The organism is Nonomuraea sp. NPDC003804 (genome assembly GCF_040610675.1).
Classification (GTDB): domain Bacteria; phylum Actinomycetota; class Actinomycetes; order Streptosporangiales; family Streptosporangiaceae; genus Nonomuraea.
In genome coordinates, this window is sequence record NZ_JBEXMT010000032.1 from 20,623 (window position 1) to 42,845 (window position 22,223).

General features: G+C 72.7%; 20 protein-coding genes. 7 read left to right on the forward strand and 13 right to left on the reverse strand.

The genetic code is table 11. The features are described from left to right. The first annotated feature begins 1 nt into the window (after position 1). Both ABZX22_RS35030 and ABZX22_RS35035 read left to right on the forward strand, forming a co-directional pair. The gene (locus ABZX22_RS35030) at positions 2-1,618 is read left to right on the forward strand and encodes an alpha/beta hydrolase (protein ID WP_354917905.1); all 1,617 of its coding nucleotides are present in this window, start codon (positions 2-4) and stop codon (positions 1,616-1,618) included. Positions 1,619-1,669: 51 nt separating this feature from the next. Continuing rightward, positions 1,670-2,512: a GNAT family N-acetyltransferase gene (locus ABZX22_RS35035; RefSeq protein ID WP_354918152.1), complete on the forward strand. Its 843-nt coding sequence runs from the start codon at positions 1,670-1,672 to the stop codon at positions 2,510-2,512. Here ABZX22_RS35035 and ABZX22_RS35040 read toward each other — a convergent pair. Continuing rightward, positions 2,509-2,871: a helix-turn-helix transcriptional regulator gene (locus tag ABZX22_RS35040; protein ID WP_354917907.1), complete on the reverse strand. Its 363-nt coding sequence runs from the start codon at positions 2,869-2,871 to the stop codon at positions 2,509-2,511. The two genes, ABZX22_RS35035 and ABZX22_RS35040, sit on opposite strands and share 4 nt — an antisense overlap. 92 nt (positions 2,872-2,963) lie before the next feature. Here ABZX22_RS35040 and ABZX22_RS35045 point away from each other — a divergent pair, with 92 nt between their 5' ends. Beyond that, positions 2,964-3,962, forward strand: a complete 999-nt coding sequence (locus ABZX22_RS35045) for a zinc-dependent alcohol dehydrogenase family protein (protein WP_354917910.1) — start codon at positions 2,964-2,966, stop codon at positions 3,960-3,962. Positions 3,963-4,108: 146 nt separating this feature from the next. Here the strand turns inward: ABZX22_RS35045 and ABZX22_RS35050 are convergent, their stop codons facing one another. The 4 genes from ABZX22_RS35050 to ABZX22_RS35065 all read right to left on the reverse strand — a co-directional run bounded on the left by ABZX22_RS35050 (position 4,109) and on the right by ABZX22_RS35065 (position 8,840). Further along, entirely contained in the window at positions 4,109-4,801 is a 693-nt protein-coding gene (locus ABZX22_RS35050; protein WP_354917913.1) for a DUF4097 family beta strand repeat-containing protein, read from the reverse strand. 153 nt (positions 4,802-4,954) lie between these two features. Continuing rightward, positions 4,955-7,234 carry an excinuclease ABC subunit UvrA gene (locus ABZX22_RS35055; protein ID WP_354917916.1) on the reverse strand — a complete coding sequence of 760 codons (2,280 nt, stop codon included), beginning with the start codon at positions 7,232-7,234 and terminating at the stop codon, positions 4,955-4,957. Continuing rightward, positions 7,231-8,052, reverse strand: coding sequence for an ABC transporter permease (locus ABZX22_RS35060; RefSeq protein ID WP_354917919.1), 822 nt, complete (start codon positions 8,050-8,052; stop codon positions 7,231-7,233). Before ABZX22_RS35060 ends, ABZX22_RS35055 begins: the two co-directional genes overlap by 4 nt. Further along, positions 8,049-8,840, reverse strand: a complete 792-nt coding sequence (locus tag ABZX22_RS35065; protein WP_354917922.1) for an ATP-binding cassette domain-containing protein — start codon at positions 8,838-8,840, stop codon at positions 8,049-8,051. Before ABZX22_RS35065 ends, ABZX22_RS35060 begins: the two co-directional genes overlap by 4 nt. 58 nt (positions 8,841-8,898) lie before the next feature. On the opposite strand from ABZX22_RS35065, the gene ABZX22_RS35070 reads away from it, so the two are divergent. Then, positions 8,899-9,660 (forward strand): TetR/AcrR family transcriptional regulator C-terminal domain-containing protein, encoded by a 762-nt coding sequence (locus tag ABZX22_RS35070; RefSeq protein WP_354917925.1) that lies wholly within the window; start codon positions 8,899-8,901, stop codon positions 9,658-9,660. A gap of 20 nt (positions 9,661-9,680) precedes the next feature. Here ABZX22_RS35070 and ABZX22_RS35075 read toward each other — a convergent pair whose 3' ends face one another. From ABZX22_RS35075 to ABZX22_RS35100, 6 genes are all read right to left on the reverse strand, one after another. Beyond that, entirely contained in the window at positions 9,681-11,504 is a 1,824-nt protein-coding gene (locus ABZX22_RS35075; protein WP_354917928.1) for a glycoside hydrolase family 15 protein, read from the reverse strand. Positions 11,505-11,751: 247 nt separating this feature from the next. Further along, the gene (locus ABZX22_RS35080; protein ID WP_354917931.1) at positions 11,752-12,129 is read right to left on the reverse strand and encodes a DUF3037 domain-containing protein; all 378 of its coding nucleotides are present in this window, start codon (positions 12,127-12,129) and stop codon (positions 11,752-11,754) included. Beyond that, positions 12,129-12,938: a HipA family kinase gene (locus ABZX22_RS35085; RefSeq protein WP_354917934.1), complete on the reverse strand. Its 810-nt coding sequence runs from the start codon at positions 12,936-12,938 to the stop codon at positions 12,129-12,131. Before ABZX22_RS35085 ends, ABZX22_RS35080 begins: the two co-directional genes overlap by 1 nt. A gap of 81 nt (positions 12,939-13,019) precedes the next feature. Next, positions 13,020-13,850: a TIGR03619 family F420-dependent LLM class oxidoreductase gene (locus ABZX22_RS35090; RefSeq protein ID WP_354917937.1), complete on the reverse strand. Its 831-nt coding sequence runs from the start codon at positions 13,848-13,850 to the stop codon at positions 13,020-13,022. Then, entirely contained in the window at positions 13,847-15,094 is a 1,248-nt protein-coding gene (locus ABZX22_RS35095) for an LLM class flavin-dependent oxidoreductase (RefSeq protein ID WP_354917940.1), read from the reverse strand. The genes ABZX22_RS35090 and ABZX22_RS35095 overlap by 4 nt, the downstream gene beginning before the upstream one ends. Next, positions 15,091-15,864: an alpha/beta hydrolase gene (locus ABZX22_RS35100; protein WP_354917943.1), complete on the reverse strand. Its 774-nt coding sequence runs from the start codon at positions 15,862-15,864 to the stop codon at positions 15,091-15,093. Before ABZX22_RS35100 ends, ABZX22_RS35095 begins: the two co-directional genes overlap by 4 nt. A 57-nt stretch (positions 15,865-15,921) precedes the next feature. On the opposite strand from ABZX22_RS35100, the gene ABZX22_RS35105 reads away from it, so the two are divergent. From ABZX22_RS35105 to ABZX22_RS35115, 3 genes are all read left to right on the forward strand, one after another. Continuing rightward, complete coding sequence (locus ABZX22_RS35105; RefSeq protein ID WP_354917946.1) at positions 15,922-16,716, forward strand: TIGR03619 family F420-dependent LLM class oxidoreductase; 795 nt, start codon at positions 15,922-15,924, stop codon at positions 16,714-16,716. Positions 16,717-16,724: 8 nt separating this feature from the next. Beyond that, positions 16,725-18,167, forward strand: coding sequence for a serine/threonine-protein kinase (locus ABZX22_RS35110; protein WP_354917949.1), 1,443 nt, complete (start codon positions 16,725-16,727; stop codon positions 18,165-18,167). A gap of 90 nt (positions 18,168-18,257) precedes the next feature. Further along, the gene (locus tag ABZX22_RS35115) at positions 18,258-20,435 is read left to right on the forward strand and encodes a PASTA domain-containing protein (protein ID WP_354917952.1); all 2,178 of its coding nucleotides are present in this window, start codon (positions 18,258-18,260) and stop codon (positions 20,433-20,435) included. A gap of 22 nt (positions 20,436-20,457) precedes the next feature. Here ABZX22_RS35115 and ABZX22_RS35120 read toward each other — a convergent pair whose 3' ends face one another. Both ABZX22_RS35120 and ABZX22_RS35125 read right to left on the reverse strand, forming a co-directional pair. After that, positions 20,458-20,988, reverse strand: coding sequence for a TetR family transcriptional regulator (locus tag ABZX22_RS35120; RefSeq protein WP_354917955.1), 531 nt, complete (start codon positions 20,986-20,988; stop codon positions 20,458-20,460). Between the two features lie 76 nt (positions 20,989-21,064). Then, a complete protein-coding gene (locus tag ABZX22_RS35125) occupies positions 21,065-22,153 on the reverse strand; it encodes an alcohol dehydrogenase catalytic domain-containing protein (RefSeq protein ID WP_354917957.1) in 1,089 nt (362 codons plus the stop codon). Positions 22,154-22,223 lie beyond the last annotated feature (70 nt).

Sequence of the window (22,223 nt, forward strand, 5' to 3'; positions counted from 1 at the left end):
GGTGAAGCGGGTTGTCGGGATCGGTGCGGTATTGGCGCTGCTGACCACAGGAGTCAACGGTGCCGCGGACGCCCAGACGAGGGCGATCGCCGGCCAGGTGGTCTGGGGGCCGTGCGGGAAGCAGACCTCGGTCACCGACCGGGTGCTCGGCGGGGTGGGGATCACCCCGCCGGCGGCGGTCGAGCCGGAGCAGCCGGGTGTGGAGTGCGGGCAGGTCAGGGTGCCCCTCGACTACCGCGACCCGTACGGCCAGCACATCACGCTGGCGCTCAACCGGATCAAGGGCTCGGTCTCCCGCGACGCCAACCACCTCGGCGTCCTGCTGGTCAACCCCGGCGGGCCCGGCGCGTCGGGCCAGGACATGGCCAAGCACGTCGCCGCGAGCCTGCCGCCGCAGCTGGCCGGCCGCTTCGACGTCATCGGCTTCGACCCGCGCGGGGTGGGCAAGAGCGAGCCCGCGCTGCGCTGTGTGGACCCGGAGCGCTACTTCGCCGCGCCGCGCCCCGACCAGGTGCCGAGCGGGCCGGCTGCCGAGCAGGCGCTGCTCGGCAGGGCCAAGGACTACGCCGCCCGCTGCGGCAACCTGTGGGCCTGGATGCTGCCGTACCTGACCACCGAGAACTCCGCGCGCGACCTCGACCGCATCAGGGCCGCGCTGGGCGAGGACCGCATCAGCTACCTCGGCTACTCCTACGGCACCTACCTCGGCGCGGTCTACGCCACCCTGTTCCCCGGCAGGGTCAAGCGCCTGGTCCTCGACAGTTCGGTCGACCCCAGCGGCAACTGGTACCAGACCAACCTCGCCCAGAACACGGCGTTCGAGCGGCGCCACCGCGACTTCCTGGACTGGACGGCCAGGCACAACAACGTCTACGGCCTGGGCCGCACGACGAGGCAGACCTCCTTCGCCTACTACTCCATGCGCCGGCGGCTGGCCGCCAGGCCCGCGGGCGGCGTGGTCGGCCCGAGCGAGCTCGACGACCTGTTCACCGTGGGCGGCTACGCCAACGCGGTCTGGCCGCAGCTGGCCGGGGCGTGGTCGCGTTACGTCCGGCAGGGCGACGTGCAGGACCTGGTCGCCGCCTGGCGCCAGCACGCCGTCCAGGACGCCGAGGACGAGAACTCCTACGCGGTCTACCTGGGCGTGCAGTGCCGCGACGCGGCGTGGCCACGCGACTGGTCCAGGTGGCACGCCGACATGACCAGGATGCACCGCGTCGCGCCCTTCATGACCTGGCCGAACGCCTGGTACAACGCGCCGTGCGCGTTCTGGGCCGAGCCGGGGGGCACGCCCGTCACCGTCAAGGCGGACCCCGCGCTGCCGCCGATCCTGATGCTCCAGTCGCGCCGCGACGCGGCCACGCCGTACGAGGGGGCCATGCACCTGCGGCGGCGCTTCCCCAGCGCCCGCATGGTCGTCGAGCCGGGCGGCAACCACGGCGTCTCGCTGGCCGGCAACAGCTGTGTCGACGCGCATCTGGTCCGCTACCTGCAGGACGGCACCCTCCCGGCGGCCGACACCTCCTGCCGGGGCCGCCCCGCGCCGGTCGTCACCAACCGCATGGCGGCGGAGGAGACCGCGCCGGCGCCGCTGCCGGGGCTGCTCGGCGTCCGATAGGTGCGCTGGTTCCTGTCAAAAGGGGGCAGGTCGCGTAGGCTGGCCGGTGTGATGCTGCGGACATCGGCGTCGCGCGTGCTCGATGACAGCGACAGGGACGAAGTGCTCGCACTTCTCGACACCGATCCTGTCGCGAACGTCTTCGTCGCCTCCAGGGTGCGGAGCGTCGGGTTGCACCCGACGCGCCTGGGCGGGCAGATGTGGGGGTTCGGGCCGCGTGGCGCGCTCACCTCGCTCTGCTACGCCGGAGCCAACCTCGTGCCGGTCAACGCCGGCCCCGAGGCCGTGCACGCCTTCGCCGAGCGGGCCCGCAAGCAGGGGCGCAGGTGCTCGTCGATCGTGGGCCCGGCCACCGCGGTCGAGATGTTGTGGGAGCGGCTGGAGCCGTACTGGGGGCAGGCCAGGGCGATCCGCTGGTCGCAGCCGGTGATGGCGACCTCCCAGAAGCCGCCGGTGCCCGCCGACCCGCTGGTACGGCGGGTGCGGCCCGAGGAGTTCGACATCCTGCTGCCGGCCTGCGTGGCGATGTTCACCGAGGAGGTGGGTGTCTCGCCCAACGGCGGCGACGGCGGCGCGCTCTACCGCACGCGGGTGGCCGAGCTGATCCGCATCGGCCGCTCCTACGCCCGCATCGACGACGGCGCGGTGGTCTTCAAGGCCGAGATCGGGGCGGTCACCCCGCAGGCGTGCCAGATCCAGGGCGTGTGGGTCAACCCCGCGCTGCGCGGTCACGGCCACGCCGTGGCGGGGATGGCGGCGGTGGTGGAGGCGGCGCTGTCCTGCTTCGCGCCGGTGGTGTCGCTCTACGTCAACGACTACAACCACGCGGCCCGGGCCGTCTACCGCAAGGTCGGCTTCCACGAGGTCGACACCTTCATGTCCGTCCTGTTCTAGACGGCTCGCCCGCGGCCGGCGGCGTCGTGCGCCGGTGGCGTGGCGGCGCGCTCGGCGGTGACGACGGCGTCGAGCAGGCCGGGGAAGGCCGCGCCGAACTCTTCGCGCCTCAGCGCGTTCATCCGCGAGGTGCCGACGTAGTACTGCCGGATGAGGCCGGCCTCGCGCAGGACCCGGAAGTGGTGCGTGGCCGTGGAATTGCTCACGCGCAGGTCGAACCCCCCGCACCGGACGTCGGTGGTGGCGTCGTGGAGCTGCGTGACGATGCTCCGCCGTACCGGGTCGACGAGGGCCTCGAGGACCTGCTGAAGCGTGATCGTCCGGACGTCGGGGTGCGGTGGGATGCGATCGTCTTCCATGCCCGCCATTGTACGACAGCCATCGAAGTTTGACAGCCGTCGTACTTCCAGGGTTGAGTGGACCATCGTTCCCACGGCGAAAGGATGGCGTGATGGCCAGGACGGTGCTGTTCCACGAGCTCGGCGGCCCCGAGGTGATGCGGCTGGAGGACGTGGAGGCCGGTGAGCCGGGTCCGGGCGAGGTGCGCATCCGGGTGGACGCGATCGGGCTGAACAGGGCCGAGGTGCTGTTCCGCACCGGCCACTACATCGAGCCGGTGCGGCGCTTCCCCGCCAGGCTGGGTTCCGAGGCCGCCGGCGTGATCGAGGCGGTCGGGGAGGGCGTCACCGGGTTCACGCCGGGGCAGCCCGTCAGCACCGTGCCCGCCTTCTCGCAGAACGACAACGGCGTCTACGCCGAGCGGGCGATCGTGCCCGCGTCGGCGGTCGTGTCCCGTCCCGAGGGGCTGGGGGCGGTCGAGGGCGCGGCCGTGTGGATGCCGTACGTGACGGCCTACGGCGCGCTGGTGGAGGTCGGCGGGATGCGGCCCGGCGACACGGTCGTGCTGAACGCCGCGTCCAGCAGCGTGGGGCTGGCCGCCATCCACGTCGCCGAGCGTGTCGGCGCGACGCCGATCGCCCTCACCCGTACCGCCGCCAAGAAGGAGGCCCTGCTGAAGGAGGGCGCGGCGGAGGTGATCGTCACCGGGTCGGAGGACGCGGTCGAGCGGGTGCTGGCGGCCACCGGCGGCCGGGGCGCCGAGTTCGTCTTCGACGCCGTCGCCGGTCCCGGCGTGCGTGACCTGGCCAGGGTGGTCGCCGCCGACGGCACGCTCCTCGTGTACGGGGCGCTGAGCGGCGAGCCGACCCCCTATCCGGCGATCGAGCTCGGCATGCCTGCCGTGAACATGCGTACGTACACCATGCTCGAGACGGCCCGGCAGCCTGAGCGGATGCGCCGGGCGGCGGCCTTCGTGGCCTCCGGGCTGCGTTCGGGCGCCTTCCGGCCCGTCGTGGACCGTACCTTCGAGCTGGGCCAGATCGTCGAGGCCCACCGGTACCTGGAGTCGAACGCGCAGATCGGCAAGATCGTGGTGACCGTCGAGCACTGACCCGCGGCCGGAGCGGGGTTCCCGAGGGCGCCGACGGGCACGAGGGCCAGGTGCACCCCCTCACCGGTCCCGCGCCGCTGTCCGCCGGCCGGCGGCGGCACCCGTATCGCGCCGGGCGCCGTCGGCGGGCGGTGAGCCGGCGCCCGCTACGGGGTGACGACCTCGACGTCGCCCGAGTCACTGCGCATGTCGATCACCCGGGTGGCCGACGCGTCGGTCTCCGTGTTCACCTTCTTGTCCCCCGAGCCGGTCTTCGCCATGACCTTGTACGGCCCCTGCGGCACGCGCACCTCGGTCGTCCCTGAGTCCGTCGTCGTCTTGACCCGGTCGGGCTGCGCGGTGAACGCGAGGTTCAGGTCGCCCGAGTCGCTCTCGGCCGTCACGCGCTTGGCCGTCAGGTCGCTGGCCTCGATGGTGCCGGAGTCGCTGGTCGCCTCGACCTCGCCGGACAGCGCGCGCAGCGTCACGTCGCCGGAGTCGACCTTGGCCTTGATCTTGAGGCCGCGTGGCACCTCGACCTCGTAGTCGACGTCGCAGCTGATGATCCCGACCGCGGGCGGGCAGGAGAACGTCAGCACCAGCGTGTCGTCCCGCACCGTGTGCGTGGCCGTCGGCTTGGTGTTACGCCACATGAGGGTCTCCGACACGTGGATGCCCTCGCGGTCGGACTCGGTCACCACCACGTTGCCCGCGTCGCCCTCGATCCTGACGCCCGACACCTTGTCGGTGACGTCGTAGGAGGAGTTCTCGCGTTGCTCGGCGCCCACGACGCCGCAGCCTGTCGTCAGCACGCCGAGGCCCAGCAGCCCCGCCATCACGATCATCTTTTTCGTCTTCACGGATCTTACGTTCCTACACCCGCGGGGACTCGCCTTCAGGGACGACCCTGAAACCACCCTGAGAGCCGGTGGGCCTCCCCCGAGGGGGGCGGCGCCCGGCCCGCGGCCGCCGGGCGTGAGCCGGGTCACCCGGTCCCGGCCGCGCCCCGGCCCTCAGGCGAGACCGGTGGCCTCCAGGTGCCGGCGCAGGTGCCGGGCGGTGTGGGTCGAGGAGGTGGCGACCATGTCCCGCGGCGTGCCCTCGAAGACGATCCGGCCGCCGTCGTGCCCGGCCTCAGGCCCGAGGTCGATGATCCAGTCGGCGGCGCGGATCACGTCGAGGTTGTGCTCGATCACGACGACGGTCGAGCCGGAGTCCACCATCCGGTCGAGGAGGCCGACGAGCCGTTCGACGTCGGCGATGTGCAGCCCCGTCGTCGGCTCGTCGAGGATGATGGTCCGGCCGGGGGCGGCCAGCTCGGTGGCGAGCTTGAGCCGCTGGCGTTCCCCGCCGGACAGGGAGGTGAGCGGCTGGCCGAGGGTGAGGTAGCCGAGACCGACGGCGTCGAGGCGGTCGAGGACCTCCCTGACGGGATTCTGGGTGAAGAAGGCCTGGGCGTCGTTGACGCTCATCTCGAAGACGTCGGCGATCGTGCGCCCGTTGACCGCGTGCCGCTGCGCCTCGGCCGTGAAGCGCCTGCCCCGGCAGGACTCGCAGCGGGTGGTGACGCCCTCCATGAACGCCAGGTCGGTGTAGATCAGGCCGGTCCCCTCGCAGGCCGGGCACCCGCCGGTCGAGTTGGGGGTGAACAGGCCGACCGGCCGGCGGGTGGCCCTGGCGAAGATCTGGCGGACGGAGTCCAGCAGCCCGGTGAAGGTCGCCGGGCTGGAGCGGCGGGAGCCGCGGATGGGCCGCTGGTCGATCACGACCGCGTCCGGCTCGGCGGCGGGCAGGTGGCCGAGGACGAGGCTGCTCTTGCCGGACCCGGCGACCCCCGTGACCACCGTCATGACGTCGCGCGGGACGCGCACGGTGACGTCGCGCAGGTTGTTCGAGCGGGCGTGCTCGATCACCGTCCAGCCGGTGGCCTGCCGCGGGTCGCCGCGCTTGGCCCGGTCGGCTCGCAGCCCCACGCCGGTGGGGGTGTCGGCCCGGCGGAGCTCGGCGTAGGTGCCCTCGAAGACGACGCGGCCGCCCGCGGCCCCCGCTCCCGGCCCCATGTCGACGCAGTGGTCGGCGATCGCCATGACCTCGGGGGCGTGCTCGACGACGATCACCGTGTTGCCGCGGTCGCGCAGGGCGAGGAGCATCTCGCCGAGCGTGTCCACGTCGCGCGGGTGCAGGCCGACGGTGGGTTCGTCGAAGACGTACAGCATGTCGGTGAGGGCGCTGCCGAGATGGCGCACCATCTTCACGCGCTGCGACTCGCCGCCCGAGAGGGTCGAGGTGGCGCGGTCGAGACTGAGGTATCCCAGCCCCAGGGTGACCATGCGGCGCAGGTGCTCGCGCAGCACCGACAGCAGCGGCGCGACCTCGGGGCGGTCGACGGCGCCGATCGTCTCCAGCAGGTCGTCGACCTGCATCGCGTTGCAGTCGGCGATGGAGTGGCCGCCGATGAGGCTGGCCCGGGCGGGCGCGGCCAGGCGGGAGCCGTCGCACTCGGGGCAGCGGCGCCTGGCCACGATCCGCTCGAACGCCTCTCGCTGCGCCCCCTTGAACGACTCGGGCTCCCGTTGCAGGTAGATGCGCGAGAACCGGGACAGCACCCCTTCGTAGGCGGTGCCGACGGCGTCCATGCCCGCGGGCGGTTTCAGCGTGTCGGGGGGAGCGTGCAGGAGGATGTCGCGTTCCTCGGCGGTGTAGTCGCGGATCTTCTTGTCGACGTCGAAGAAGCCCGACCGGGCGTACGCCTTCCACATCCACTGGCCGGGCGCGAACGCAGGGAACGTGATCGCGCCCTCGGCCAGCGACCGGTCGTCGTCGACGAGCTCGGACTCGACGACCGTGGCGGCCACGCCCAGACCCTGGCAGTTCGGGCACATGCCCGCCGGGTCGTTGAAACTGTAGGCGTTGGAGTAGCCGGCCGGGGGCTCGCCGAGCCTGGAGAACAGCAGCCGCAGGCGGGCGCCGATGTCGGTCGCGGTGCCCACGGTGGAGCGGGGGCCGCCCGACAGGCGCTTCTGGTCCACGATGATCACCGCGGACAGGTTCTCCAGGTGGTCGACGTCGGGCTGGCCGTAGCTGGGCAGCCGCCCCTGCGCGAAGGCCGTGAAGGTCTCGTTGAGCTGCCGTCCGGACTCGGCCGCGAGCGTGTCGAAGACCAGCGACGACTTGCCCGATCCCGAGACGCCGGTGACGACGGTGAGCCGGCGCTTGGGGATGTCGACATCGACGTTCTTGAGGCTGTTCTCCCGCGCGCCGCGGACGCGGATCACCTCGTCGTAGGGGCTCATCGGCCCAGCCCCTTGAACGCGCGCACCGCCAGGGGCCCGAAGACCGCGGTGAGCAGGAGTGGCGCGGCCAGCGCGATGACGAGCGGGTGCGCGGCCGCCCACGTCAGCCCCGGCTGGTGGACACCGGCGAACAGCTCGCGGACGGCGGTCGCCGTGGCCGACAGCGGGTTCGCCTCGGCGATCGCGCCGAGCCAGACCGGCATCGTGACCGGCTGGACGAACACGGTCGACAGGAAGCCGATCGGCCAGGCCAGCAGCTGCGCGGCGCTCACCGCCTCCGGCGAGCCCACCGTCAGCCCGGCCCACACCCCCACCCACAGCAGGCCGAAGCGCAACCAGAGCAGCAGCCCGTAGGCGGCCAGGGCGGGCAGGACGCCGTTCTCCCACCGCCATCCGAGGGCCAGGCCGGCCAGCGTGATCACGACGACCTCCACGACCGAGGTCAGCATGTCGGCGAGCACGCGACCGAGCAGGACCGAGCCCCGCGAGATGGGCATGGAGCGGAACCGGTCGGTCACCGTCTTGGCCGCGTCGGTCGTCACCGCGATCATCGTCGTCTCGACGCCGAACAGCATCGTGAACGCCAGGACACCGGGGATGACGAACAGGATGTAGTTGCCCGCGCTTCCCGCGATCGCGCCGCCGAGCAGGCCGCCCATCATGAGGATGACGAGCACGGGGAACAGCAGCTGGACCGCGAAGGCGGCCGGCCTGGCCCGCCAGTGCCTGATGGTACGGCCCGCCAGGATGGCCGCCTCGCGCCACAGGCGCGTCCGCACCGGCGCCGCCGTGGAGCCTGCCAGAGGGATGGTCGTCATGAGGGCGCTCCGGCGGGTGAGGTGGCGTACAGGTGGAGGTAGACGTCTTCGAGGGTCGGCGCGCGCAGCTCCATGCGGGGCTCGCCGACGAGCTTCTTGAGGTCTTCGGGCGTGCCCTGGGCGATGACCCTTCCCTCGCGCAGGATCACCACGTCGTCGGCCAGCGCGTCGGCCTCCTCGAGGTACTGGGTGGTCAGCAGGACGGTCGTGCCCGCCTGGGCGAGGGCGCGCACCGAGCTCCACAGGTCGCGCCGCGCCTGCGGGTCGAGGCCCGTGGTGGGCTCGTCGACGAAGAGCACGCTCGGCGTGGTGATGAGGGAGGTCACCAGGTCGAGGCGCCTGCGCATCCCGCCGGAGAAGGCGCCCACCGCTCGCCCGCCCGCCTCGGTCAGCCCCGCCGTGTCGAGCAGCTCGCCGGCCCGTGCGCGGGCGCGGCGCCGGTCCAGGCCCGCCAGCCTGCCGAACAGTTCGAGGTTCTCCCGGGCGCTCAGCAGCTCGTCCAGCGCCGCGTACTGGCCGACGAGCCCGATCGCGGCCCGCACCCGTGTCGCCGCCTTGTCCACGTCCCAGCCGGCGACGTGGACGGTGCCCGCGTCCGCCCTGGTCAGGGTGGCCAGGATCCTGACCATCGTGGTCTTGCCCGCGCCGTTGCCGCCGAGCAACGCGCAGATCCGGCCCGCCGCCACCGTGAGGTCGACGCCGTCGAGCGCGGGACGTTCGGTGCCGGGGAACCGCTTGCGCACCCCCCTCGCCTGGATCGGGGTAGGAACGGTCATTTCGCTGTTCACGTGCCCTCCCATCGTTTCGGACAATGTATAGTACAGCGTAAACCGAAGGGAGTTGACGGTGGCGAAGAGAGCCGAGCGGCCGGGAGACCCGATCAAGCTGATCGGGCTGCTGTGGCGGCCCGCCGAGGCGGTGAGCCGATCAGGGCTCACCCCCAAACGCATCACGGACGCCGCGATCGCCGTGGCCGACCAGGAGGGGCTCGACGCGCTCACCATCCGCAGGGTGGCCGGCGACCTCGGCGTCAGCCCGATGGCCCTCTACCCCTACATCGCGGGCCGCTCGGAACTCATCGAGCTCATGCTCGACGCCGTCGCCGCGGAGGTCTACGCCGAGGGAGCGCCACCCGCGCAGGCCGGACCGTGGCGAGCCAGGGCCGAGCGCATCGCGCAGGCCAACTGGGACCACCACATGGCCCATCCGTGGACGGTGGAGGCCGCGCCCGGCCGTCCGGTGCCAGGCCCCGGGGTGTCCGGCAAGTACGAGGCCGAGCTTTCGGCCCTCGACGGGCTGGGGCTGAGCGACATCGAGATGGACCGGGCGCTCACGGCGATCCTCGGGCTGGTCTCCAGCGCGGCGCGCTGGGTGATCTCGCTGCGGCGCATCAGGGAGGAGAGCGCGCTCACCGACGTGCAGTGGTGGGAAGGCGTCGCCCCCGCCCTGGCCGCGGCGACGGCGGGCACAGCCTATCCGGTCGCGCGGCGGGTCTCGACGAGCCTCGGCGAGGCCACCGGCATGGCCAGCGACCCCGAGGGCGCCTTCCGCTTCGGGCTGGACATGCTGCTGGACGGCCTGGCCCGGCAGATCGACGCCCGCCCCTAGCCGCGAGGCGCGCGGCGGCCCTACTGGTGCGCGCGGTCGAGCTCCTCGTCCAGGGCCATGGCCGCGGCGACGAGCGCCAGATGGGTGAAGGCCTGCGGGAAGTTGCCGAGCTGCTCGCCCGACGGGCCGATCTCCTCGGCGAACAGGCCGACGTGGTTGGCGTAGGTGAGCATCTTGTCGAAGGCGTAGCGGGCCTGCCGCAGCCGCCCTGAGCGGGCCAGGGCCTCCACGTAGAGGAAGCTGCACAGGTTGAAGGTGCCCTCCGAGCCGCGCAGCCCGTCAGGGGAGGCGGCCGGGTCGTAGCGGTAGACGAGGCTGTCGCTGACCAGCTCCCTGTCCATGGCGTCGAGAGTGCTCAGCCAGTCGGGGTCACGGGGATCGAAGAACCCGACGCGCGGCATGAGCAGGAGCGAGGCGTCCAGGACGTCGGTGGCGTAGTGCTGGACGAACGCCCGCCGGTCCGTGTTCCAGCCGCGCGTGACGATCTGGTCGAAGACGGCGTCGCGGGCGTTCAGCCAGCGGGCCAGGCCGGCGGGACGGGAGTGCGTGGTGGCCATGCGGATGCCGCGGTCGAAGGCGACCCAGGTCATCAGGCGGCTGAAGGTGAACTCCTGCTGCCCGCCGCGGGTCTCCCAGATCCCCTCGTCGGGGCGGTCCCAGTTGTCGGCCAGCCAGTCGAGCAGCCCCGCGAGGGCCTGCCAGCCGCGGATGCTCCCCACGTTGCGGGTCTGCGCCAGGGCGTCGGCGGCCTCGCCGTAGATGTCGAGCTGGATCTGGCCGGCGGCGGCGTTGCCGGCCCGGACCGGCGCCGACTTCCGGTAGCCCTCCAGATGGGGCAGGATCTCCTCGGTCAGGTGCGGGTCGCCGTCGATCCGGTACATGATCTGCAGCGGCTCGCCCGAGGTGGTGCCGCCGTCGAGCAGACGGTCACGCAGCCACCGGCGGAAGGCGTGGGCCTCCTCGACGAAGCCGAGGTCGATCAGCGCCCTGACCGACAGAGAGGCGTCACGGACCCAGGTGTAGCGGTAGTCCCAGTTGCGCTCGCCGCCGATCTGCTCGGGCAGCCCCATGGTGGCCGCGGCGATCGGCGCGCCGGTGGGCGCGTAGGTGAGCAGCTTGAGAGTGATCGCCGCCCGGTTCACCATGTCCTGCCAGCGGCCGCGGTAGCGCGACGCGCGCAGCCAGCCGAGCCAGAAGCCCGTGCAGGCCTCGAAACTGCGAAGGACGTCGTCGCCGGTCAGCGGGGTCGTGGGCCGGCCGCTGCGGTCGCTCGTCAGGGTGATGGCGACCACGTCGCCGGCCTGGAGGGTGAAGCGGGCGGTGACGTCGTTGCCGTCCGGATGCAGAGTGAGAGGGAAGCTGGCCTGCAGGTGGAGGTCCGTGCCGGGGCCGTGGAAGAGAGCCGACCCGTCGTCGAGGAAGGCGAGGGTGTGCTGCGCCCGGCCGTAGTCGAAGCGGGGACGGCAGACCAGCTCGAAGGGCAGGCTGCCGCGGACCATCCGGATCGCCCGCACCAGGCGGTGCCGGTCCGACGGGGTGGTGGAGGTGTCCGGCTCCATGAAGTCGGCGACCTCCCCGACCCCGCCGGGCGCCATGAAGCGGGTGACCAGGACCGCGGTGTCCGGCAGGTAGAGCTGCCGGACCGTCGCCTCGGGGACGTCGTCCAGGTCGGCGGCGAGCCGGCAGTGCCCCCCGCGATCGCTGTCGAGGATGGAGGCGAACAGGCTCGGGGAGTCGAAGCGGGGCGTGCACCACCAGTCGATGGTGCCCGTACCGGAGACGAGGGCGGCGGTCTGCAGATCCCCGACTATGCCGTGGTCCGCGATCGGCGGGTAGTCGTTCATGGGCACCTCCGGCGCTGTCGAGCGCACCGATCGGCCACCGCTGGGGGACGGAGCAGTTTTTCTTCAACGGTAACGCTCCGGCGACCGGGCGGACCAGCCCCCGCCCGCTCGGCTAGCGGTGGCCCAGGACGTTGATCACGCGGCCGCCGGGGTCGGCGGCGCAGGTGAAGTTGGGCACGACACGGCGAACGGTCATCGAGGGCTCCTCATGGTCGGTGTCGTGAGCCTGGCGTCCGGCCCGCCGCCCTCACAGACGGACGAGACGGTCGAACAGGCGGGTGAGCTCGGCCTCCGGGTCCGTGGTCAGCCCCGCGTGGACCGGGGAGGTCTGGACGACCGTGCTGCGTGGCGCGGTCAGCCAGCGGAACCTGCTGCCCAGCGACTCGCGCTCCAACGGCCCCGCCGCCTCACCGCAGGCCAGCTCGTAGCCCGCCAGCGCGAGCCGTACCTCGCCGGGGTCGGCGGCGGGGTCGAGGGCGCGCAGGCGGTCCTCGTCGAGCTCCACACGGGCGCACAGGTAGTCGCGCGGCTGGCAGTACAGCAGGATCCCGACGTTGATCTGCTCGCCGCGCTCCATCTGCGGGATGACACGGATGACGGCGTACTCGTAGACGTCGCGTCCCATCACTTGTCTCCCTGCTTCCAGAAAGCGCCGACCGAGCCCGGCCCGCTCTTCGGCGCGGCCTTCGCCGCGGCCGTCAGCCACTCGCGCGGGCCGTGGGCGCGGGCCAGCAGGTGGTCGGCATACGCCTCGCGTACGGCCTGCGCCGACTCGAAGCCCTGCTCGCCCTCCAGCCACTCGTCGGGCACGAGCGCGGTCACCTCGGCCAGCAGCTCACTGGTGATCTTCGCGGCGAGCCGGTCGCCCGCCAGGGACACGTCGGCCGCGAACGGCGCCAGGACATGGTCCGCGGCGTCGAAGGGCCGCTGCGGGTCGGCGCTCTTCCAGCTGTAGTGGAACCACAACGCCGCGCCGTGGTCGATGAGCCAGGTGTCGTGGTGCCAGACCAGCAGGTTGGGGTTGCGCCACGTCCTGTCGACGTTGTGGATCAGGCCGTCGAACCACAGCACCTCGGCGGCGAAGCCCGCGTCGGGCCGCCAGGACAGGGGGTCGAAGCCGAGGGCGCCGGGCAGGAAGTCGACCGCGACGTTACGCCCGGCGCTGGCCTGCAGCAGCGCCTGGATCTCGAAGTCAGGCTCGCGCAGGCCGATCTGCGGGTCGAGGTCGACGAGCTTGAGCTCGGGGGTGCGCAGGCCGAGCCGCCTGGCCAGCTCGGCGCAGATGATCTCGGCGACGAGCACCTTGGGGCCCTGCCCGGCACCACGGAACTTCACGACGTAGGTGCCGAGGTCGTCGGCCTCGACCACCCCCGGCAGCGACCCACCCTCCCGCAACGGGGTCACATAGCGGGTCGCCATGATCTCTTCCAGCATGCGTCGAGGCTATCGGCCCCGCGCCGCCCGCCCGACCACGCCCCCGGGGCCGCCCGCCGCCGACCGGGCCCCCGGCACGTCTCACATCCTGGCGATGACCTCCTCGGCGAAGCGCTCCATCGTGTCGACCTTGGGCTCTTCGGGCGACAGCCACCACGGCGCGGCCATCGTGCCGGTGATGCCCTTGTCGGCGAAGCGCCGGTAGGTGGCCGCCTCCGGGAGCACCGCCAGCGGGGCGATGATCTCGAGCGCGTCCTCCTGCCTGCCGTACTCCTTCAGGTAGCGGCGCAGGTCGGCGAGGACGGCGTCGATCTGCTCCTCGGTGTAGATCCGGTTGCCGATCCAGCCGTCACCGACCCTGGCCGCCCTGCGCAGCGCCGCCTCGCTGTCGCCGCCGACGTAGATCGGGACGGGCGCGGCGGGCACGGGCGACATCGACAGCGGCGGCAGCCCCGGCAGGTCCACCTGCTCGCCCGACCACAGCTCCCGCAGACGGGGGATCATCTCGTCCAGCCTGCGCCCGCGCGTGTGGAAGTCCTGCCCGGTGGCGACGAACTCCTCCTTGCACCAGCCGACGCCCACCCCGAAGCTCACCCGGTCGCCGGACAGGACGGCGGCCGTCGACACCTGCTTGGCCACGGTGATCAGGTCGCGCGCCGGCGCGATGTAGACGTTGGGCGAGAAGCGCAGCCGCGTGGTCACCGCCGCCATCGCGCCGATCGTCACCCACACGTCCGGCCAGTGCGTCTCGGCCGTCCAGCGCATCCTGCCGTAGGGGTACGGCGTGCTGAAGTCGGCGAAGAACAGGTGGTCCGACAGCGTGAAGGTGTCGAAACCGCAGCGTTCGGCGGCCACCGCCAGGTCGAGGAACTCGGAGGTGTCGCAGAAGGAGGCGCCGAGCCAGAACTTCACAGAAACTCCGGGATGACCTTGGTGGCGAACAGTTCGAGGTTGCGCTTGACCGTGTCGAGCGGGAGCACGCCCTGCTGGCCCTGCATGTACAGGCCGAACCACTCCAGGTCGGGCATGCGGTCGAGCATGCGCTGGATGCCGCGCTTGACGTCGTCGGGTGAGCCGAACAGCGCCATCTCGACGTCGTTCATCCGCCGCACGTCGCCCTTCTCCGGCGAGATCGGCCGGTGCTTGTCGTCCTCCTTCTTGCGCAGCACCTCGAGGTAGCCGAACGGTCCGAAGAAGGCGGCGAAGTCCTTGGGGATGTTCCTGCCGTAGGTGTTGATCGCCTCCTCGGTGGTGTCCGCGATCCCGACGATCTTGAGGATGCCGGTGTGCTCGCCCAGCTTGTAGCGACGGCCTTGCTTGGCCGACTCCTCCTGGTAGAGCTTGGCCTTCGCGGCGTGGTCGTCGGGGTTGGGGGTGAACATCCACGGCAGGATGTCCTCCTGCGCCGCCCTGATGACCGAGCGGTCGGAGATCGTGAACGGCTGCCACAGCTCGGGGTGCGGGTTCTGGTACGGCCGGGGGCAGACGCTGACCGCCTGGACCCGGTCCTCGTCGTCGAGCTCGCCGGGCGCGCCGAAGGTCCGCGTCCACTCGGTGGCGGGCCACCCCTCGATCCCCTCGAAGGGATACGGCACCTGGTAGTCGAGGACGTCGGACTTGTAGCGGAGGGTCTCCTGCGTCCAGGCCATCTTCATGATCTTGAGGATCTCGCCGAAGACGTCGAAGTTGCGGTTGTCGCTCGACGAGCCGTCCGACCTGGCCGCCGCCGCGTGCCAGCGCTGGCCAAGGACGTTCATCCACCGGTTCTGGTAGCCGCGCGCCACGCCCAGCCGCAGCCGTCCCTTGGAGAACTGGTCGAGCAGCGCCACGTCCTCCGCCGCCCTGATCGGATCCCAGGCGGGCAGCACGAGTCCGAGCGGCGCCAGCAGGATGCGCTCGGTTCGCGCGGCCAGGTCGGTCAGGAACATCAGCGGGTTGACCGAGAACTCCATCCCTTCCGAGTGGAAGTGGTGCTCGGTCATCATGAGCGCGTCGAAGCCGATCCGGTCGGCGTGCACCGCGATCTCCCGCACCTCGTGCAGCAGCCTCTGGTACGACTCGGTGTCCCGTCCGATCGGCCGCTTGGCCCGCGCGTTCTCCTCGGCCGCGTACCCCGAGCCGGGGATCTGGGGGTTCAGAAAGATGGCGAACTTCACCGGGAGATCTCCTTCAGCCATTGGTTGACCACGAGCAAGAACTCGGCGGGCCGCTCCTCGTGCAGCCGGTGTCCGCTGCCCTGCCAGCAGACCGTGCGCGAGGCGGGGTGGGTGAACAGGCCCGTCTCCCACGCCGCCTGCGCGGGGTCGGTCCAGAACGTGAGCACGGGGCAGGTCCGGCGAGACAGGTACGGCTCGGCCGCGCCGCGCGAGCCGATCGCCTCCTCTCCCGACCACAGCCCGTCGTACGCCTCGGCCAGCACGTGCGGCGGTGTCGCCAGCAGCCGCCGCCGGTGCCACTCGCGCAGCCAGCCGGGGGAGGCGGGGGTGTAGCACCACTGGTCGATCTGGACGGCGGGGGCCTCCCGCATCGCGACCGCCATGGCCACGACCTCGTCGGGACGTCCGTAGCCGGGGTCCACGCCGATGACGGCGGTGACGAGCGCGGGGTGCTCGACGGCCAGGCGGGAGGCGATCACCGCGCCCATGGAGTGGCCGACGACCAAGCACCGCTCGACGTCGAGCAGGTCGAGCAGGTCGACGAGGTCCTCGCTCATGCGGACGGGGTTGTTGCCCTTGTCCTCCGCCGAGGAGTAGCCGTGTCCGCGCAGGTCCACCGCGATGACACGGTGCCTGCCGGCGAGGGTGGGGATGTGTCGCGCCCACTGATGGGAGTCGGCGCCCCAGCCGTGGACGAGCAGCAGCGTCGTGTCGCCTGAGCCGTCGTCGGTGTAGAACAGCCGCACGCCCGCGACCGCAGCGAATCCCATGAGCGGCAAGCTACTCTAAGAACCGGTCCCGAGCAATCGCTTGGTTAAGGAGCGGTCATGCGGCTTGGCGTCACGATGTTCAGCACCGACCTGGCGATGCCCGTCGCCGACCTGGCCAGGGCGGCCGAGGAACGCGGCTTCTCCTCCCTCTACCTGCCCGAGCACACCCACATCCCGGTGTCCCGCCGCACCCCGCCGCCCACCGGTACGCCGCAGCTCGCCGAGGAGTACCGGCGCACGCTCGACCCCCTGGTCGCCCTGGCCTCGGCGGCGGCCGTGACCTCGACGATCACGCTCGGCACCGGCATCCTGCTGGCCGCCCAGCGCGAGCCCATCGTCACCGCCAAGGCGATCGCGACGCTGGACCACCTGTCGGGCGGGCGCGTGGTGATCGGCGTCGGCTTCGGCTGGAACGTGGAGGAGATCGAGAACCACGGCGTGCCGTACCGGGAGCGGCGGCAGGTGGCCAGGCGCCACGTGCTGGCGATGAAGGCCCTGTGGAGCCGGGAGGTGGCGGCCTTCGACGGCGTCGAGCCGTCGTGGTCGTGGCCCAAGCCGGTCTCGGGGCCGCCGGTCTACGTGGGCGGAGCCGCGGGACCCACCCTGTTCGCGCACGTCGCCGAGTACGCCGACGGCTGGATGCCGATCGGCGGCAAGGGCATCAAGGCGGCGCTGCCCGCGTTGCGGGAGGCGTCGGCGACGGCGAAGGTGATCCCGTTCGGCACCCTGCCCACCCGCGGCAAGCTCGACTACTACGCCGCGCTCGGCATCGAGGAGACCGTGCTGTCGCTGCCCAGCGGGACGGCCGACGAGGTGCTGCCGGTTCTCGACCGGTACGCCGCCTTCCTATAGTTGTCGGCATGCCGTCGAGCCCCCTCCAACCGGGCGATCCGCAGGACCTTCAGGGATACCGCGTCCTCGCCCGGCTCGGCCAGGGCGGCCAGGGCGTGGTCTACGAGGCGCTGTCGCCCGGCGGGAAGCGCGTGGCGGTCAAGTGGCTGCACGCCCGCTCCGACGACGCGCAGGGCCTGCGCACCGAGCGGCGGCTGCGGGCGGAGCTCGAGAGCATCCGCAGGGTGGCCCCGTTCTGCACGGCGCAGGTGCTCGACGCGGGGGTGACGGACGGCAGGCCGTACGTCGTCAGCGAGCTGGTCGAAGGCGAGTCGCTGCACGTGCTCGTCACACGGGAGGGGCCGCGCACGGGCGGCGCCCTCGACCGGCTCGCGGTGGGCACGATGACCGCGCTGGCGGCGATCCACCGTGCGGGCGTGGTCCACCGCGACTTCAAGCCGCAGAACGTGCTGCTCGGCCCGGAGGGGCCACGGGTGATCGACTTCGGGATCGCGCGGCTGATCGACTCCACCAGCACCGTCGGCGCCCAACCGGTCGGCACGCCCGCCTACCTGGCCCCCGAGCAGATCAGCGGGGAGCCCGCGGGCACGCCGGTGGACCTGTTCGCGTGGGGGCTGACCATGTCGTTCGCCTCCAGCGGGCGGGCCGCGTTCGCCGCCGACTCCTATCCCGCGGTGCTCGGCAGGATCCTGTACGGCACGCCGGACCTCGGGCAGTTGTCGGGAACGCTGCGGGAGCTGGTGGTGGCGTGCCTGGCCAGGGCGCCGCAGGAGCGGCCTACGGCGGAGGAGGCGCTGGCTGTCCTGCTCGGCGGGCCCGCCGCCCCGCCCGCCGTCACCCCGCCCGCCGGCGCCTCGTCCACCGCCACTCTGCCCGGCGCCGTTCCGCCCGTGGCCTGCCCGCCCGCGCCCCGCTCGGTCCAGGGGACGGCGGCGCCGGGGCGCCCACCGGTCTCGGCGGCCGAGCGCGCAGCCGCGAGCCGCACCGACGAGGGCACGCTCGTGGCCGCGGAGCACCCGGCACGGCCGAGCCGTGCCGGGCGGTGGCCGCGGCGGTGGTGGCGGTGGTGGATCGCGGCGGCGGTGGCCGGCGCGCTGGCGCTGGCGGCGGGCGCGCTCGCGCTGGCGAGCCCGTGGCGCGGCGATCCGCCGCCGCTCGCCGGCGAGTGGTCCGGCGCGGCCCATCACCCTAGCTCGAAGGTCACCTTCCCGATACAGCTGAGCCTGCGGGGCGACGCGGCCGGGGGCACCATGCGGTGGGGCCAGAGCCTCCACTGTGACGGCGTCCTGACCAGAGTCGACCCGGCCACCTACGACCTGTCGCAGGTCAGGGGTGAGGGATGCCATCCCGGCCGGGTGGTGTTCGCCGCGGAGGACGCGCGCGGGTACACGTTTCAGGTGATCAGAGCGGGCGAGGACACCCCTCGCTACACGGGAAGTATCCAGAAATAGGACATCACAACGGCGTCACGGTCCGTTGACGCGCCGCGATCCCTCGACTTCAGTAGAGAGGTAACCGGTGGGCGGCGAGGGGAGGCGCCCGTGCCGAAACCGCTCCGGGCGGGGGACCCTCAGCGACTGGGCGACTACGAACTGTCCGGGCGGCTGGGGGAGGGCGGTCAGGGGATCGTCTACCTCGGCGAGTTAGGCGAGCACTCTTTCGCGATCAAGTTGCTGCACGGACCCGTGGGCGAGGAGCCTGCGGCTTTCCTGCGCGAGGTCGAGCTGGCCAAGCAGGTCGCGCGGTTCTGCACGGCGCAGGTGGTGGACGCCGGGCTGGACGACGGCAGGCCGTACATCGTCAGCGAGTACGTCGAAGGACCCTCGCTGGCCAGGGACGTGGCACTCGAGGGCCCGCGCGGCGGCGGCGCCCTCGAACGGCTCGCGGTCGGCACCGCCACCGCGCTGGCCGCCATCCACCGCGCCGGCATCGTGCACCGTGACTTAAAACCGCAGAACGTGCTGCTCGGTTCCGACGGCCCCCGCGTGATCGACTTCGGCCTGGCCAAGGTGCTGGACGCGGCGGCGACCGTGAGTGGCAGGGGCGTGGGCACGCCCGCCTACATGGCGCCCGAGCAGATCACCGCCTCGGCGATCACCGGAGCGGTGGACGTGTTCGCATGGGGCGCGACGATGTGCTTCGCGGCCAACGCCGCCGCGCCGTTCGGGCAGGACTCGGTGGCGCCGGTGCTGCACCGCATCCTGACCGCGCAGCCCGAGCTGGGGCGGCTCGACGGGCGGCTGCGCGGCCTGGTCGCCTGCTGCCTGGACAAGGACCCGCGCAACCGGCCGGCCAGCGGGGAACTGCTGCTGGCGCTGCTGGGCGCGGGTGAGGGCGTGCCGGCGGAGGTGCTGCGCTCGCCCGCGCCGCACATCCTGCGCGTGGATCCGGACCCGCTGGCCGAGCCGGAGGCGACCGGGGCCTCGGGCGGCTACCTGCTGCCGGAGATCCCGGCGCAGCGCGGCGCCGAGCCGGTCGCGGGCGCCAGGCTGAGGGAAGCGGTCCGGGCCTCCGGCTCGGGCGCGGCGCCCGCCAGGCGTCCGGCGGGCCCCCGGCCGACGGCGGATCCCTCGAACCCCTGGCCGGCGGGGGATCCCGCGGGCGCCCGGCCGGCGGGAGATCTGGCGGATCCGGCGGGCCACTGGACGTCGGGGGATCCGGCGGGCCCCCGGCCGGTGCATTCGGTGGGTGACGTGGGCGAAGGCCATCCCTCGTGGCCGGGACCCGCGGGCTGGACACCGGAGGCCACCCATCCGGGCCGCTGGGCGGGGCCCGCCGCCAACCGCGTCTCGCTGGCGGTCTCCTCCGCGCTGCTGATCAGCGCCGCGGTGCTGGTCGCCGTCCTGGTGCCGGCCCTGCCGAGCGCCAGGACACCGGCCGCCGCCGCGCCCAGGTCCGCGGTCGTGACCGGGACGCCCACCCCGGCGACGGTCCAGCAGGGCTCGGGCAGGATCAGCGACAGCCCCGCGACGGTCAAGCGCCCGCCGCTCACGGTGCCCGCTCAGCCGGTCCTGTACGCGGTGCCGGGCGTCGTGGGACTGGACCGTGCCGCGGCGATCAGGGCGATCGAGGGCGCGGGGCTCGTCGTGGGGTCGGTGCGATCGAGCCAATCCTCACGGCCGTCGGGCGAGGTGCTGGGGAGCACGCCTGGACCGGGAGCGAGGGTGTCCAGGGGCACCAGGGTCGACCTGAAGGTGTCGGCGGGCGGTGTGGAGGTGCCCGCGCTGACGGGGATGTCGCGCGAGGCCGCCGAGGCGGCGCTGAAGACGGCGGGACTGAAGGTGGGCAGGATCGGCATGAGCTGCTCCGACCTGCCCGACGACCAGGTGATCAGCAGCAGGCCGGCGGCGGGCGCGCGCGTGACGGCGGGCCGCGCGGTCGCGCTGACGGTGGCCCGGCACGGCGTGCGGGTGCCGCAGGTGGTGGGGCTGTCCAGGCGTGAGGCTCGGGCCGTGCTGGGAGACGCGGGCCTCGCGGTACGGCAGCGGCCCCAGATCGTCGGCGAGATCGGCCAGGTGGACTCGGTGCTCGGGCAGAGCGTGTCGCCCGGCACGTGCGCCGCGCCTGGACAGCCGATCGTGATCACGGTCGGCGTGGCGGGTCAGTCGTTCCCCGACCCTGGCGAGCCGAGCACGCCACCCGACGTCGATCCGCCCGCGGGCACCGACCCCGAGCCGACTCCCGCGCCGACCTCCGGCGCTGGATCGCCCGCGGACTGACGACCGTCCGGCCGCCCCCTCCTCAGATGGCGAGGGCGGCCGCGGTGAGCACGGGCAGCACGCTCTCCTCGGGCAGGTCCATCGTCTGCACGACGCCCCACTGGAGCGCGCCGAGCACCGCCCACCCGCGTACCCGCGTCTCCCGCGTCGGTTCGGGGCCGACGAGCTTGGTGAAGATCTCGTCGCGGAAGGTCCTGATGGCCTCGCCCGGTGATCCGGCGGGCGCGTCGTCGGCGCCGCCCAGGTCCTCCATGACCAGCCTGATCACCGCGCGGTGCCGTACGGTGAAGGCCGCCAGCGCCGTCACGAGCGCGCGCCGGTCGGCGAAGTCGGTGCCCAGCAGGTCGAGCATGTCGTCGGCGCAGGGCGCGATCAGCTCGGCGGCCAGCGTGTCCTTGGGGTGGAAGTGGTAGGCGACGGCCGTCTTGGTCAGCCCGACCGCGGCGGCGATGTCGGCCAGCGACGTGGCGGCGTAGCCGCGCTCGGCGAACAGCGTGCGGGCGGCGGCCAGGATCCTGGTGCGGGTGTCGCGTCCCTGCTCGAGTGTGGTCATCGTCCCGCTTCCGCCCGGGGCCGTCGCCAATGATCACACCATCGTAGGGCCGGGCGGCGCCGTGGCGGACGGCGGGCTAGAAGACGATCACGGAGCGGGCGACGGTGCCCTGGCGGACGTGCGCGACGGCCTGGTCGATGTCGGCCAGGGGGAGGCGTTCGGTGATCAGGCCGTCGAGATCGAGACGGCCGCGCTGGTACTGCGCGGCCAGCATGGGCAGGTCGCGGTGGGGGGCCGCGTCGCCGCCCTGGGTGCCCATGAGGCGGCGGGAGGCGAACAGCAGGCCGGGCTCGATGGTCAGGGGGGTGGCGGCGGCGGGGCTGCCGACCATGACCGTGGTGCCGCCCGGCTGGGTGGCGGCGAAGGCCTGGCCGAGGACGCCGGCGACGCCCGTGGCGTCGAAGGCGTGGTCGACGCCGCCGCGCACGATCTCGCCGACCTGCCGGGGGAGGTCGCCGGCGAGCAGGGTGTGGGTGGCGCCGAAGCGGGCGGCGAGCTTGAGCTTCTGCTCGACGACGTCGGCGGCGATGATCGTGGTGGCGCCCGCCAGCACCGCCCCCTGGACGACGTTCAGCCCGACGCCGCCGCAGCCGACGACCAGCACGCTGGAGCCCTGGCCGGCCCGGGCGACGTTCAGGACGGCGCCGACCCCGGTGATGACGCCGCACGCCAGCAGGCACATGGCGTCGAACGGCGCGTCGGGGGCGATCTTCACGCACATCGCCTCCCTGACGACGGCGTACTCGGCGAAGGCGCCGATGCCGATGAACCGGCGCGTCTCCTGCCCGTCCATGGTGACCCTGGGCTCGCCGCCCATGATCGCGGTCATCCTGGCGGGGCCCGAGCACAGGTGGAAGCGGCCGGCCCCGCACTGCCGGCACTTCCCGCACGGGCCGCTCATGGAGATGATCACGTGGTCGCCCGGCGCGACCGCGGTCACGCCCTCGCCGACGCTCTCCACGATGCCCGCGCTCTCGTGGCCGAGGATGAACGGCGGCTGCCGGACCACGGGACTCTTGCCGTCGATGGCCTTGAGGTCGGACCCGCACACGCCGGAGGCCTTGATCTGGACGCGCACCTCGCCCGGGCCGGGATCGGCGATCTCCACCTCGCGGATCTCCATCGGCCGGTGGAATCCGGTCAGGACGGCGGCGCGCATCAGCATGTCCGAACCGTAGCAAGCACATGCTTGGTTGAGAAGCGTTGACACCTATTCGGCCCGAACCTACTCTGAC